Genomic DNA, 12,993 nt, shown 5'->3' on the forward strand with positions numbered 1-12,993 from the left:
GTCAATTATCTACCTTGGCGCTGCCGTAACGGCGCTCCACATAGGCCTGCACGATCTCGTGGAACTCTTGCGCAATGCGGTCGCCGCGCAAGGTCAGGGCCTTTTCGCCGTCGATAAAAACGGGCGCGGCAGGCGATTCGCCATTGCCGGGTAGGCTGATACCGATGTCGGCATGCTTGCTCTCGCCGGGGCCGTTGACGATGCAGCCCATCACGGCCACCTTCATCTTCTCGACGCCAGGGTATTTCACCCGCCACACCGGCATCTGCGAGCGCAGGTGCTGGTCAATGTCATGCGCCAGCTCCTGGAAGGTGGTGCTGGTGGTGCGACCGCAGCCTGGGCAGGCGGTGACGCTGGGCACAAAGCTGCGCATGCCCATGGCCTGCAAAATCTCGCTGGCCACCACCACCTCTTGGGTGCGTGCTTCGCCCGGCTGGGGTGTCAGTGACACGCGGATGGTGTCGCCAATGCCGTCCTGCAGCAAGATGGACAGCGCAGCGGCCGAGGCCACCGTGCCCTTGGTACCCATGCCCGCCTCGGTCAGCCCCAAGTGCAGCGCATAGTCGCAACGCGCCGACAGCCCCCGGTAAACAGCGATCAAATCCTGCACACCACTGACCTTGCAGGACAGAATGATCTGGTCACCGCTCAGGCCCATTTCCTCAGCCCGCTGCGCTGACGATATCGCCGACGTAATCAGCGCCTCGTACATCACTTGGCGCGCATCCCAAGGCACGGCCCGGCGGCTGTTCACATCCATCAGCTCGGCCAGCAGCTCCTGGTCCAGGCTGCCCCAGTTCACACCAATGCGCACGGCCTTGTCGTACGCGATGGCCGCCTCAATCATCTGGCCAAACTGCTTGTCCTTTTTGTCGCCCTTGCCGACATTGCCGGGGTTGATCCGGTATTTGGAGAGGGCTTTGGCACAATCGGGAAACTCGGTCAGCAGGCGATGCCCGTTGTAGTGAAAGTCGCCCACCAGAGGCACGTTCTCACCCATGCGGTCAAGCTGCTCGCGCACATAGGGCACGGCCGCTGCCGCCTCAGGCGTGTTGACGGTGATGCGCACCATCTCCGAGCCCGCCTGTGCCAGCTCCTTGACCTGGATGGCCGTCTCGATCACATCGACGGTATCGGTGTTCGTCATCGACTGTATGCGCACGGGCGCATCGCCCCCTACCGTGACCACACGGTCACCCCAGACCACGCGGGCCTGGCGGCTTTTACGGGCGGCGGGTGCCACCATGGACACGGGCGACAGGACGTTCTCTTCTTGCACTTAATTCACCTCAAAACGGGCAGTGCTGCCCTTGGTCACTTTTTTCAGATCAAAAACCGACCCGCGCAACTGCATCTCCACACCGGCTACATTGCCCACGATGAGCCTGAGCGGCGGCGTGGCCGCAATATCTTCAGTGGTGCCGGCGCGGATGGTCTTTTCAAACACCACCTTGCCACTGGCCTCTTTGACCTGCACCCAGCTGTCCTGGCTGGTCTTGAAGTGCAGCAAGGGTGCGCTTTCTGCCGGCGCAGCTGCTGCAGCCGCAGGGATGGCAGCTGCCGGGCTGGACTGGCCCGCCCCCGTTGGGCCAGTGCCAGAGTCGGCCGCGCCATTGGCCGGTGCCTCGGGCACTGGATCGGTGGAGCTGCCTCCCAGCGATACCGGCTCGGATTGGTCAGCCACACCGGCTACATTGTTGGAGCGTGGCGCAGCAGGGGCAGACGCAGCGGTCGAGCTCTTCCAGTAGCCCAAGAGCTGCGGATAAAACAGCACCCCAACGGTCGCCACCACCAGCAACACCACCACGCCCATCCAGGGAAAAGGCTTGCTGCTGGGGAAATCATTTTTCTTGCTCTGTGCCGGGCCCACCGCAACCCGCGCCTTGACACTGTCAACACCCGAGTTCAAATCCTTGCCGGGCGGCTTGGGCAACTGGGCCAACACCGGAGCTGGGTCGATCTTCAGCACCCGGCAGACCGCCGAGGCCAAGGCCCGCACAAAGACCACATCGGGAAACACCGCCAAGTCGCCCGCCTCCAGCGCTTCGAGCTTGTGCACGGACACCTTCAGGTGGGCAGCCAAGGCGGGCAGATGGTAGCCTCGCTCTTCGCGGGCCTGGCGCAGCATGTCCCCGGCGCCAAGTACTCCAGCAGCGCCCGATGGCTGGCCCGAACCGTTCACTTCTTCTTGCATATCAGACTCGATCACAGCACGCCTCCGCCGGCAATGCGTGCCGCCTCTTTGGAATCGGGAAAGCGCCTTTGCAGCTGTGCAGCCAGCGTGCGTGCGCTTTGGCCATCACCCAGGGCTTTTTCAATTTGGATGCCGAGAAACAAGGAGCCGGCATTGGCCAGTTCACCGTTGTTGAGGCGGCGAATGTAGAACTGGGCGCGCCGGGGGTCGCCGCGCTGGTTCATCAGCTTGGCCAGGTTGAAGCTGACGATGGGGTTGCCTGCGTCGTACTCATAGGCCTTGAGCAAGCTGGCCTCGGCCTCAGCAGGTTTGCCCGCCGCTTCCTGGCACAGGCCTTGCGCCATCAAGGTCTTGGCTTGCTGAAAATACTGGCGCTGCACCAAGGCCTGGTTGAAATAGCGATCTGCCGCATCGAACTGCTTTTCCTGGCAGAGCAACCAACCATGGTTGTGCATGATGTTGGCGTCGGTGGGCTTGAGGGTTTGGGCCTTGCTGAAGCTCTCCGCTGCGATATCGGGCTCGCCCAATTGCATGTAGATCAGCCCGCGCATGTTGTAGGCGTCGCCACTGGTCGGGTCCAAGGCCAAGACCTGCTTGATCTCATCGAGTGCGATGGTGGTCTTGCCCGACTGAAAATAATTGGCCGCCAGCTCAAGGCGGATGCGTGCACGCCGATGGACATCGGTCTCATCAGACTGGGTGACATAGGCCGCATCTTCACGCGCCGCCGTGGTAGCACCACAGCCGGCTAGCCCACCCACCAGGGCCAGACCCAGGAAGGTGGCAGCCACCAGGCGATGAACCCTCGGTTGCCCTGTTGTCAAAGCCTCTCGCATGCACACCCTCCTCAAACTATTGGACTACTTCTAAATTTGCGCCAGCGGTATGACCCGGTTTTTTGCCATGCGTTCTGCCGCTTTGGTGCGGTCTTTCACATCACCGGCCAGCTGGCCACAGGCGGCATCGATATCGTCGCCCCGGGTCTTGCGTACCGTGGTGACCACGCCCGCATCCGAGAGCATCTTGGCAAATTCAGTCACCCGGTTGGCAGGTGATCGTAACAGACCCGACGCTGGAAAAGGGTTGAAAGGAATCAAATTGAACTTGCACCATGCACCGCCCGAGCCCGCATACTCGCGCACCAGTGCTATCAATTGCTGGGCATGCTCGGGCTGGTCGTTGACGCCATCGAGCATGCAGTATTCAAAGGTGATGAAATCGCGCGGCGCAAACGCCAGGTAGCGGCGGCAGGACTGCATCAGCTCTTCGAGCGGGTATTTCTTGTTCAGTGGCACCAAGCCATTGCGCAGCGGGTCGTTGGGGGCGTGCAGCGACACGGCCAGCGCCACTGCGCAATCCTGCGAGAGGCGGTCCATCATCGGTACCACACCGGAGGTGGAGACGGTGACGCGGCGGCGCGACAAACCATAGCCATGGTCATCGAGCATGGTGCGCAGCGCAGGCACCAAGGCCGTGTAGTTTTGCAAGGGCTCGCCCATGCCCATCATCACCACGTTGGAGATGATGCGCTCCTCGCGCCCCAGGCGCTTGCGCAAGGCATGCTCGGCAAACCACAGCTGCGCCATGATTTCGCCGGTGGTCAGGTTGCGGCTGAAGCCCTGGTGCCCGGTAGAGCAAAAGCGGCATCCCACCGCGCAACCGGCCTGCGAAGAGACGCACAAGGTGCCACGGTCGTCTTCAGGAATAAATACGGATTCGACGGCATTGCCGTCACCGACATCAAACAGCCACTTGACCGTTCCGTCGGAGGACACATGCTCAGTGATCACGGGCAGCGCCGTGACATGGGCCGTGCCCTTGAGTTTTTCGCGCAGGGACTTGGCCAGATCGGTCATCTGGTCAAAATCGGCTGCACCGCGCTGGTGGATCCAGCGAAAAAGCTGCGTGGCCCGGAAGCGCTTCTCTCCCAGCCCTTCGCAAAAGGCGGTCAAACCAGCCAAATCAAAATCAAGCAAATTGGTGGTCATGGGGTATACGCTCGGGGCCACTTACCTATGCCGCGCGGCCACACAGGCCGCGCACATGTCAATTAACGGGTGTAAACGTTCATGCCGGGGAAGAAGAACGAGATTTCCACCGCAGCGGTTTCAGCAGCGTCAGAGCCGTGCACAGCGTTGGCATCGATGCTGTCAGCGAAATCAGCGCGGATGGTGCCCTTGTCGGCCTTCTTAGGGTCGGTAGCGCCCATCAGCTCACGGTTCTTCAGGATGGCGTTTTCGCCTTCCAGTGCCTGGATCATCACAGGGCCGGAGATCATGAAGTCCACCAGGTCCTTGAAGAAAGGACGGGCAGCGTGCACAGCGTAGAACTGTTCAGCGTCTTGACGCGACAGTTGCACCAGCTTGGCGGCGACGATCTTCAGGCCAGCAGCTTCAAAGCGGGCGTAGATTTGACCGATAACATTCTTAGCCACTGCGTCGGGCTTGATGATCGAGAGGGTGCGTTCAATTGCCATAATAAATTTCCTGTTGATGGTTTTTTTGCCGTAAAAGCAACCTTTGATTGTACGGCGTCCTGAAAGTCAGCGGCGTGACTACGACCTTCCGCCGCGGTTAAATCCACCACCACCACCACCACCGCCGCCACCGCCCTTGCGTTGACCCTGGCGTTGGCGTGTGAGACTGTCATGGCCAATGTAGCCCTGCGAGGTCTTCATCGGATCGGGCTGGCTGCTGCGCTTTTCGGGTGCCTTGCGCAGGCCACCACCGCGGGTGTTCTTAGCCGGGCCAATCGAAGGACGCGGGCCATTGTGCTGGGGGCGGTTGTCACTGCGGCCACCGCGCCCTGCGGAATTCTGCTCACGCGGCTTGCGTTCGGCAACGCCACCGGCAGCAATGGTCAGCGCCTGGATATCGTTCTGGTCCAACTCGACCCAGGAGCCACGGCGCAGACCGCGCGGCAGCACCATGGCGCCGTAGCGGATACGGATCAGGCGGCTGACCGCATGGCCCACCGACTCGAACATGCGGCGCACTTCGCGGTTGCGGCCTTCGGAGATGGTGACCCGGTACCAGCAGTTGGCACCCTCGCCACCACCGTCGTCGATGGAGCCGAAGCTGGCCATGCCGTCTTCCAGCTTCACACCGGCCAGCAGCAGGGCTTTTTCTTCATTCGTCAGCGCGCCCAGCACGCGGACTGCGTACTCGCGCTCCAGGCCGAAGCGGGGGTGCATCAGGTTGTTGGCCAACTCACCCGAGTTGGTGAACAGCAACAGACCTTCGGTGTTCAGATCCAGGCGACCGATGGACTGCCACTTGCCATGCGAGACGCGGGGCAGCTTGCGGAACACCGTCGGGCGGTTCTGGGGGTCGTCATGCGTCACCACCTCACCCACCGGCTTGTGGTAGGCCAGCACGCGCGCTGGCGGCTGCTCAATACGGAAGGTGATGAGCTTGCCGTTCACACGGATCTTGTCGCTGTGCAAGATGCGCTGACCGACGTGAGCAGGTTCGTTGTTGACGGAAATACGGCCTTCCAGAATCAGGCGCTCCATCTCCAGACGCGAACCCATGCCCGCCTGGGCGAGCAGCTTGTGCAGCTTGGGGGCCTCGACGTGGGGCTGGAGCACGCGCTTGACCGGTGCCGGAGCGTCCGAGTCCTCGGCATCTTCCAGCGCGCCGGCCACCACGTCTTCAAAGGCATAGCCCTCGGACGAGGTCTCCGGCTGCGGACGCGGCGCAGCAGCGCGGCTGCGGGGCGCGGCGGCTTCGCCATCTTCACCCTGCGCATCTCGGGGCTGTCCATCGCGATCGCGGAAGCGGCGGGCACGTGCCGGGTAGCGGCTTACGCGTTGCTCACCATCGCGGCGTGGGCGCGGCTCGGCAGCAGAGCCCTGCTCTGCAGCTTCGTCGGCTGCGCCCTCTTGCGGGGCGGCCTGTGCGGGCAGCGAATCGCCCGCAGTGTCTTGCGCGGGCAGCGCACGTTTGCGCGGGGCGCGGCGTTTTTCAGCCGGAGCAGCACCTTCTTGCAAGGCCTTATCTCCGTCCAGGGGCGAATTTGTATCGCTGGTATCACTCATCATCTTTTTGCTTTTCTACCCCGCCTAGCGCGGAATTATGGGCATCGTCATCACGGACCAAGGGATCCGCATCTTTTTCTGTAGCCAGTGCGGCAGGGGCATCCATATCGCCACCCGGCACACCAGCCTCGGCCGCCACACCAGCGGCAGCATCTTCATCACCGGCAGCCTCAGCCGCCAGCGCAAGCGCCGCATCCTGCGTCGCCTGCAGGGGCTCGGCAGCGGGAGCGGCCAAGGCCATGGGTTCACCGACCAGCTCAAATACCTCGGCATCCGCCGGCCCTGCATCCTGCAAGGCAGCATCCGCTGGCGGTGCTTCCAGCGGCAGGCTGTCAAACATCGTCTGCGGCGCGTTGCTGTTGTCGAGCTCCGGCAATTGGTCCAGCGACTGCAGGCCCAGGTCATCAAGAAACTGCCGGGTGGTCGCCAGCAAAGCCGGACGCCCGATCGTCTCGCGATAACCAATCACCTCCACCCAGCCTCGATCCTCCAATTGCTTGATGATCAGGCTGTTGACAGTCACCCCACGGATATCTTCAATGTCTCCACGCGTGACCGGTTGCCGGTAGGCAATGATGGCCAAGGTTTCCAAGGTGGCACGCGAATACTTCGGTGGCTTCTCGGGGTGCAAACGGTCCAGATACTCGCGCATCTCCGGCCGGCTCTGAAAGCGCCAGCCCGATGCCACCTGCACCAACTCCACACCGCGATGCGACCAATCGAGCTGCAACTCCTGCAGCAGCACCTTGAGCGTATCCGTCCCTAAATCATCCGCAAACAGACCCCGCAGCTCACGCACGGTGATGGGCTGGGGCGCGCAGATCAGCGCAGTCTCCAGCACCCGTTTTGCTTCCAAAGTATGCATGCGATAAATCCCTGTTGGCACGCAGCGCGCAGCTGCGTGTTGAGACAAAGGAATGCGTATCAAGAGGGCCGTGTTTGCATGGCCAAGATCACGGCGCAGGCATAAGCGCCCATAGCCGTCGGCACTGGGCGCCACCCATGCAGCATGCAAACTTGGTGTTTGCCCTGGTCAAAAACCAGCCCTGCATTGGCGGCGCTTAGGCCAATTCGGCCAAATTATACCGAAGATCCCAATTTTCCATCGCCGAGGTGATATCGGCCGGTGGCAGTGCGAACCAGGACATGCTCTGCCCCGTCACCGGATGCACAAAGGCCAACCTCAGCGCATGCAAGGCCTGGCGCTGCATGCCGGCAGCCGGTGTGCCGCCATAGAGCGTGTCCGCCAGCAAGGGGTGCTGGAGCGACGCCATGTGCACGCGAATCTGGTGGGTGCGCCCGGTATGCAGACTGCAGAACACCGCACAGCCCTGCTGGCCGTTGACCAAGAGGCGGATGTCGGTTCTGGCAGGCTTGCCGGGGTGCTGGGCCAGGTCCACTGCTGCCATGCGCAGGCGGTTGCGCGGATCGCGGCCAATCGGCAGGCTGACCGAGGTCTGCGCCGCGCCCTGCCAAGGCTTGTGGCCCAGCGCCAGGTAGTTGCGGCGCACATCGCGCGCAGCAATCAGCTTGACCAGCGCATCCATGGTCTGGCGCTCGCGCGCCACCACCATCAGGCCGCTGGTGTCCTTGTCCAGCCGGTGCACAATGCCCGCGCGCGGCAACAAAGCCGCCTTGGGATCCAAGGCCAGCAGCGCATTGAGCAAGGTGCCGCTCCAATTGCCCGGCGCCGGGTGCACCACCATGCCGGCGGGCTTGTTGATGACGAGCAGGTGCTCGTCCTGGTAGACCACGTCCAGCGGGATATCTTGCGGCAAGAAGGCCTGGCTTTGCTGCGTGGGACGCAGCTCGACCACCGCCTGGTCCCCGGCCTTGACCTTGGCACTGGGCTTGAGCCCGGCCTTGCCATTGACCAGTACCGCACCTTGCAATAGCAGCGCCTGCAGGTAGCTGCGGGAGAACTCAGGCACCCACAGCGCCAGCGCCTTGTCCAGGCGCAGACCGTGCTCGCCAATCCCGGCAACGATGCTGCGGGTCTCCCAGGTCTGTGACTCGACTTCCGCCGACTCTTCATCCCCTTCGTGCGACGCCAGCGCGGCATCCTCCAAATGGGAAAAGCCGACATCGTCGGCGGGCGGCGATGTCGACTTCGAAGAAGTGCCCGGCATCAGCGGGAAGGCAGGTAGCGCGATGGATCGACCGGCTTGCCCTGGCGGCGCACCTCAAAGTGCAGCTTCACGCGGTCGGCGTCCGAGCTGCCCATCTCGGCAATCTTCTGGCCCTTCTTAACCACTTGGTCGTCCTTGACCAGCAGGGTCTGGTTGTGGGCGTAAGCGGTCAGGTAGGTGTTGTTGTGCTTGACCAGAATCAGGTTGCCGTAGCCACGCAGGCCGGCACCCGAGTAGATCACGCGTCCGTCGGCGGCCGCAACGACCGGATCGCCGGCTTTGCCGCCAATATCCACGCCCTTGTTGCGCGCGTCGTCAAAGCCTTGAATGACCGCACCCGATGCAGGCCAGATAAAGCCCAGATTGCCATCGGCTGCAGCCGGAGCGGAAGCCGCTGCCGCAGCTGCCGGAGCAGGTGCAGGCGTGGCCGCTGGCGTGTTGGCACCCGTCACGGCAGGCGCGACGGCGGCAGGGGCGGCGCTTGCGGTAGTCGTCACCGGCGGCACCACGCGCAGCACCTGGCCCACTTCGATCACATTGGGATTGTCCAGGTTGCTCCAGCGGGCAATATCGCGCCAGTTCTGGCCATTGTCCGCCGCAATACGCATCAAGGTTTCGCCAGGCTTAACGGTGTAATAGCCAGGCTTGCCTGCGTTCTCTGCGCCAGGCAAGGTGGCGGGATCAATGCGCGCGGGCACAGACGCGTTCGACGAAGACATGCGGCCTGCCGACGAGCCCCGATCTTCCACGGGCGCCTGGTTGAGCGATGTGCTACCGCAACCCGCCAGCACCATGGCCGCTACCACACTGGCACCCCAGGTCAAAACACCACGTGAATCCAACATACCTATCCTTCTTAACCAAGCCCCGATTTTAGGGGTACGAAATGAACATGCTCCAGAACCGTGCGCTGAAACCCATCAGCGCTGCGGTCCACCACGAGCAAAACCTGTTGTTGACCTGGCCCCATCACCGGAGCCACCAGCCGGCCACCTTCCGCCAATTGATCGCACCAGGCCTGGGGGACGGAATCCCCCCCAGCCGCTGCGATGATCCCGGCATAGGGCGCGCCTTTTTCAAAACCCAGCATGCCATCGCCCAGGATCAGGTGCACATTGGCCAGCCGCAAAGGCCGCAGGTTAACCCGCGCCTTCTCATGCAACGCACGCAGCCGCTCAATGGTATACACCTCCTTGGCCATCAGGCTCAGAACCGCCGCCTGGTAGCCGCAGCCGGTGCCAATCTCCAAAATACGGCCCAGGCCCATTTTCCCTGCTGGCGATTGCAGCAGCAGCTCGCACATCCGCGCCACCACGCTGGGTTTGGAGATGGTCTGCCCCAATCCTATAGGCAAACTGGTGTCTTCATAGGCCTGCACCGCCAGCGCACTGTCAACAAACTGGTGGCGCAGCACGGAATTCATCACTTTGAGCACCCGGGTGTGCTCCACACCCGAGGCCGCCAGGCGCTGGACCATGCGCAGCCGAGCCGAGGTGAAGTCCACGCTCTCCGGGCCCAGGGACTCGCGCACCGCCATGGGCACGGGAGACAGCTCAGCGGGCAACCGGGCCCACTGCCGGTGCACACTGCTGGCCTGTGGTTTGCTGCTCACCGGCATGGCGCCGCGTGCAGGAAAGCCTGGCTTGCGCAAGCTCACCCTGGCACCTCCGCATCTTTGTGGCGCAGGCCCGATGCGGTCTGCGCCCAATAGGCCAGACTTTGGTGGTCGGTCAAATCCACTTTGAGGGGCGTGACCGCCATATGGCCTGCCGCAGTGGCATGAAAATCCGTGCCCTCGGCATCATCGAGCACCGAGCCGGCATTGCCGATCCAGTACATGGTCTCGCCCCGGGGGCTGGTCTGGGTGATCACCTTTTCAGCCGCATGCCTGCGCCCCAGACGGCAGAGCTTGAGCGGCTTGATCTGGGCAAAAGGCAGGTTGGGAATATTGATATTGAGCAGCCAGGGCTTGAGGGTCACTAGTTTGGAGGCTTCAAACTGCTGCACCAGCTCGCAGGCTTTTTGCGCGGCGGATTCGATCTCGCCCCAGCCTTTGTCGATCTGCGAGAAGGCCATTGCGGGCACGCCGAACAGGTAGCCCTCCATAGCAGCACCCACGGTACCTGAGTAGATGGTGTCATCGCCCATATTGGCACCATTATTAATGCCGGAGATAACCAAGTCAGGCCTGTAACCTAACAGACCCGTCAGTGCAATGTGTACACAGTCTGCTGGCGTGCCATTGACATAGCGAAAGCCATTGGCAGCGCGCTGCACGTACAGCGGCGAATGCAAGGTCAGCGCATTCGATTTGGCACTGTTGTTGTGCTCTGGTGCCACCACCTCGACATCGGCTACTGCCTGCAATGCAGCATGCAACGCCACGATGCCGGGCGCCTGATAACCATCATCGTTACAAAGCAGTATCTTCATGTCATTGAACCAGTTGCACTGCATTGTAGAGGTGCCAACACAGAACCCGAGCGGAGTGTGGCAGCAAAGCGACCTCGCAGACGCCCCCTGCTCACACCGCGCTGCTGCACAGGGGCCGAGGCACAAGGCTTTCGCATTGTAGTGAGGCCAGCTGCTCAGCCCTGTGCAGCATCGCCAATTGCTACACAAATTTACGATGATGGCCCTGCGCTGCGCCGCTCACAAGGCCAGGCCGGTCAGGTCTGGTCAGATCTTGGTCATGGCCATGCCCCTGACCTCAGGCAGCCATCCCTGTGCCGCCATCCGGTTCAGGATGGCAGTGCTTGCCTGTATCGGGTTCACACACCTGGGTGGTCAACGCGTGCAAGACGGCGGCGGTGCAACGCAACAAGGGCGTGGCTTTTCGCTTCGCAGATTGGGCCAGGCAGAGGTTGATCATCACCGGCGGTTCACTGATGGGCGCAACCACCAGATGATCATCGATGGCGTGCCCATCGAGTGCGCTGCGCGTCAAGGCAGCATAGCCATAGCCGCTGCGGACCAAATCCAGAATGGCAGGGACGCTGGAGACCTCCCAGACCACATTGAGCTGCACCTGTGAGAGCCGGGCCTGGGCCTCCATGAGCTTGCGAAAGATCTGGCCGTACTGCGGCATGATCAACGGAAACGCGCTGAGCTCCTCAAACCCCATGCTGCGGTAACAGCCCAGTGCACATTTGGGGCCGACCAGGCACAGGCGCTCCTGCAGCACCGGGATGACTTCGATGTGGGGATGGGGCTCGGGCGAATAGACCAGGCCCAGGTCGATGCGCCCCGATGCCAGCCACTCGGCCATCTGCACCGAGAAGCCCTCCACAATCGCCAGGCGGGCCTTGGGCATCTTGCGGCTGAAGGCATCGATCAAGGGCAAGGTCAAGCGCCGCGCCAGGCTGGGAGGAAGCCCCACCACAATGCGGCCGACCGGCTCATCGCGCTCGCGGCCCAGGTCTTCCTTGGCCTGGGCCACGTGCTGCAAGATGGCATGGCTGTGCTCCAGCAGGCGCCGCCCTGCCTCGGTCAAAGTCACCCCTCGGCCTGTGCGAATCAGCAAGGTCTCACGCAGCTCCATCTCCAAAGCCCGCACCTGCCTGCTCAGCGCGGGCTGCGCCGTATCTGACAGCATGGCTGCCTTGCTGAAGCTGCCGGTTTCTGCCACCGCCACAAAGGTCTCAATCTGCTGCAAATTCATAGCTGCCTCCTTGAATGCAAACCATTTTAATAATTTTTAGCTATTAATATGCCATTTTGCTATAGCTGCTAGCTGGATGGGTCCCTAGGTGCTTTGGGCCATCTTCCACAGAATCAGGTTCTTTCTAGCCAACACATGACAAGGAAGCCCCGCATGCCACACCAGCAGCTCCATGCCCGCAAGGCCCTGCGCCCAGCAAACCCGCAGCAGCCCCAGCCCGCCCGCACGCGGTAGACCTGAATCCCTGCACGCCCTTGCGGCGCGCTGGCCGCCTTCCAGCACCATCTTCACGCGGGCGGCTCCCTCGCTGGCCTGGCACAAGGCGCAGCTGCATCCCCTCCCGCCAAGGACCGCAAAACATCCTGAGCTGGGCCACACGCCCCTCTCCCAGGCCACCCCCAACACCCATTCAAGGAACACCTCCATGGTCGACAAAGCCCACACCGAATTCTGGCAAAGCCTCAGCCCCATCCCCAACCCGTTCATGCCCGACGCCTTGCCCGAGGTCTACATCCCGGATGCCGCCAGCGAAGACGAGCGCCTCTATGTCCCGTTTACCGACACGGTGTTTTCCCGCCCGCTGTGGATCTCGCCATCCCAGAACAAATGGTGCGACATCCTGATGGCCAAGAAGGCGGGTCTCGTCAACCGGCACTACCACCCCCATGAAGTCTTTGCCTACACGATCTCGGGCAAGTGGGGCTACCTGGAACATGACTGGACGGCGACCAAGGGCGACTTTGTCTATGAGACGCCGGGCGAAGGCCACACCCTGGTCGCCTTCGACCACCCCGAACCCATGCGGGCCTTCTTCATTGTCAAAGGACCGCTAATCTGGCTCGATGAGCAAGGCCAACCGGACGGCTACTTTGATGTGCATTCCTACATCGCCTTGTGCAAGGCCCACTACGAAAAAGTGGGGCTGGGCGCCGCCGCCGTGGAAAAGCTCTTCCGCTGACCGATCCACGAT

General features: G+C 62.3%; 13 protein-coding genes. 1 reads left to right on the forward strand and 12 read right to left on the reverse strand.

Features of this window, described 5'->3' with window-relative positions; translation table 11 throughout:
* Nucleotide 1: 1 nt before the first annotated feature.
* The 12 genes from ispG to M2375_RS20710 form a co-directional block, all read right to left on the reverse strand.
* Nucleotides 2-1,246, reverse strand: coding sequence for a flavodoxin-dependent (E)-4-hydroxy-3-methylbut-2-enyl-diphosphate synthase (gene ispG, locus M2375_RS20655; RefSeq protein ID WP_259170213.1), 1,245 nt, complete (start codon nucleotides 1,244-1,246; stop codon nucleotides 2-4).
* A gap of 33 nt (nucleotides 1,247-1,279) precedes the next feature.
* A complete protein-coding gene (locus M2375_RS20660; protein WP_259170106.1) occupies nucleotides 1,280-2,194 on the reverse strand; it encodes a helix-turn-helix domain-containing protein in 915 nt (304 codons plus the stop codon).
* 11 nt (nucleotides 2,195-2,205) lie between these two features.
* Nucleotides 2,206-2,985, reverse strand: coding sequence for a type IV pilus biogenesis/stability protein PilW (pilW, locus tag M2375_RS20665; RefSeq protein WP_259170107.1), 780 nt, complete (start codon nucleotides 2,983-2,985; stop codon nucleotides 2,206-2,208).
* 75 nt (nucleotides 2,986-3,060) lie between these two features.
* Nucleotides 3,061-4,182, reverse strand: a complete 1,122-nt coding sequence (rlmN, locus tag M2375_RS20670; protein ID WP_259170108.1) for a 23S rRNA (adenine(2503)-C(2))-methyltransferase RlmN — start codon at nucleotides 4,180-4,182, stop codon at nucleotides 3,061-3,063.
* Nucleotides 4,183-4,244: 62 nt separating this feature from the next.
* The gene (gene ndk, locus M2375_RS20675) at nucleotides 4,245-4,670 is read right to left on the reverse strand and encodes a nucleoside-diphosphate kinase (protein WP_259170109.1); all 426 of its coding nucleotides are present in this window, start codon (nucleotides 4,668-4,670) and stop codon (nucleotides 4,245-4,247) included.
* A 78-nt stretch (nucleotides 4,671-4,748) separates the two neighbouring features.
* Nucleotides 4,749-6,236, reverse strand: coding sequence for a pseudouridine synthase (locus M2375_RS20680; protein WP_404979359.1), 1,488 nt, complete (start codon nucleotides 6,234-6,236; stop codon nucleotides 4,749-4,751).
* Nucleotides 6,226-7,098, reverse strand: coding sequence for an SMC-Scp complex subunit ScpB (scpB, locus tag M2375_RS20685; RefSeq protein WP_259170111.1), 873 nt, complete (start codon nucleotides 7,096-7,098; stop codon nucleotides 6,226-6,228). The genes M2375_RS20680 and scpB overlap by 11 nt, the downstream gene beginning before the upstream one ends.
* 196 nt (nucleotides 7,099-7,294) lie before the next feature.
* Nucleotides 7,295-8,362 carry an RluA family pseudouridine synthase gene (locus M2375_RS20690; protein WP_259170114.1) on the reverse strand — a complete coding sequence of 356 codons (1,068 nt, stop codon included), beginning with the start codon at nucleotides 8,360-8,362 and terminating at the stop codon, nucleotides 7,295-7,297.
* A complete protein-coding gene (locus tag M2375_RS20695; RefSeq protein WP_259170116.1) occupies nucleotides 8,362-9,207 on the reverse strand; it encodes a peptidoglycan DD-metalloendopeptidase family protein in 846 nt (281 codons plus the stop codon). Before M2375_RS20695 ends, M2375_RS20690 begins: the two co-directional genes overlap by 1 nt.
* Nucleotides 9,208-9,218: 11 nt before the next feature.
* Nucleotides 9,219-9,980 (reverse strand): protein-L-isoaspartate(D-aspartate) O-methyltransferase, encoded by a 762-nt coding sequence (locus M2375_RS20700; RefSeq protein WP_404979362.1) that lies wholly within the window; start codon nucleotides 9,978-9,980, stop codon nucleotides 9,219-9,221.
* Nucleotides 9,981-10,015: 35 nt separating this feature from the next.
* The gene (surE, locus tag M2375_RS20705; RefSeq protein ID WP_259170118.1) at nucleotides 10,016-10,795 is read right to left on the reverse strand and encodes a 5'/3'-nucleotidase SurE; all 780 of its coding nucleotides are present in this window, start codon (nucleotides 10,793-10,795) and stop codon (nucleotides 10,016-10,018) included.
* A 277-nt stretch (nucleotides 10,796-11,072) separates the two neighbouring features.
* Complete coding sequence (locus M2375_RS20710) at nucleotides 11,073-12,023, reverse strand: LysR family transcriptional regulator (RefSeq protein ID WP_259170121.1); 951 nt, start codon at nucleotides 12,021-12,023, stop codon at nucleotides 11,073-11,075.
* A 424-nt stretch (nucleotides 12,024-12,447) separates the two neighbouring features.
* Here M2375_RS20710 and M2375_RS20715 point away from each other — a divergent pair, with 424 nt between their 5' ends.
* Nucleotides 12,448-12,981 (forward strand): 2,4'-dihydroxyacetophenone dioxygenase family protein, encoded by a 534-nt coding sequence (locus tag M2375_RS20715; protein WP_259170123.1) that lies wholly within the window; start codon nucleotides 12,448-12,450, stop codon nucleotides 12,979-12,981.
* Nucleotides 12,982-12,993 lie beyond the last annotated feature (12 nt).

The organism is Comamonas sp. BIGb0152 (assembly GCF_024809975.1).
Classification (GTDB): domain Bacteria; phylum Pseudomonadota; class Gammaproteobacteria; order Burkholderiales; family Burkholderiaceae_C; genus Comamonas.

Bases quoted from the DNA above. Each gene is read 5' to 3' on its own strand.
- ispG (WP_259170213.1), bottom strand. From the start codon at position 1,246: ATGGTGGCACCCGCCGCCCGTAAAAGCCGCCAGGCCCGCGTGGTCTGG.
- M2375_RS20660 (WP_259170106.1), bottom strand. From the start codon at position 2,194: ATGCAAGAAGAAGTGAACGGTTCGGGCCAGCCATCGGGCGCTGCTGGA.
- rlmN (WP_259170108.1), bottom strand. From the start codon at position 4,182: ATGACCACCAATTTGCTTGATTTTGATTTGGCTGGTTTGACCGCCTTT.
- ndk (WP_259170109.1), bottom strand. From the start codon at position 4,670: ATGGCAATTGAACGCACCCTCTCGATCATCAAGCCCGACGCAGTGGCT.
- M2375_RS20680 (WP_404979359.1), bottom strand. From the start codon at position 6,236: ATGATGAGTGATACCAGCGATACAAATTCGCCCCTGGACGGAGATAAG.
- scpB (WP_259170111.1), bottom strand. From the start codon at position 7,098: ATGCATACTTTGGAAGCAAAACGGGTGCTGGAGACTGCGCTGATCTGC.
- M2375_RS20690 (WP_259170114.1), bottom strand. From the start codon at position 8,362: ATGCCGGGCACTTCTTCGAAGTCGACATCGCCGCCCGCCGACGATGTC.
- M2375_RS20695 (WP_259170116.1), bottom strand. From the start codon at position 9,207: ATGTTGGATTCACGTGGTGTTTTGACCTGGGGTGCCAGTGTGGTAGCG.
- M2375_RS20700 (WP_404979362.1), bottom strand. From the start codon at position 9,980: ATGCCGGTGAGCAGCAAACCACAGGCCAGCAGTGTGCACCGGCAGTGG.
- surE (WP_259170118.1), bottom strand. From the start codon at position 10,795: ATGAAGATACTGCTTTGTAACGATGATGGTTATCAGGCGCCCGGCATC.
- M2375_RS20710 (WP_259170121.1), bottom strand. From the start codon at position 12,023: ATGAATTTGCAGCAGATTGAGACCTTTGTGGCGGTGGCAGAAACCGGC.
- M2375_RS20715 (WP_259170123.1), top strand. From the start codon at position 12,448: ATGGTCGACAAAGCCCACACCGAATTCTGGCAAAGCCTCAGCCCCATC.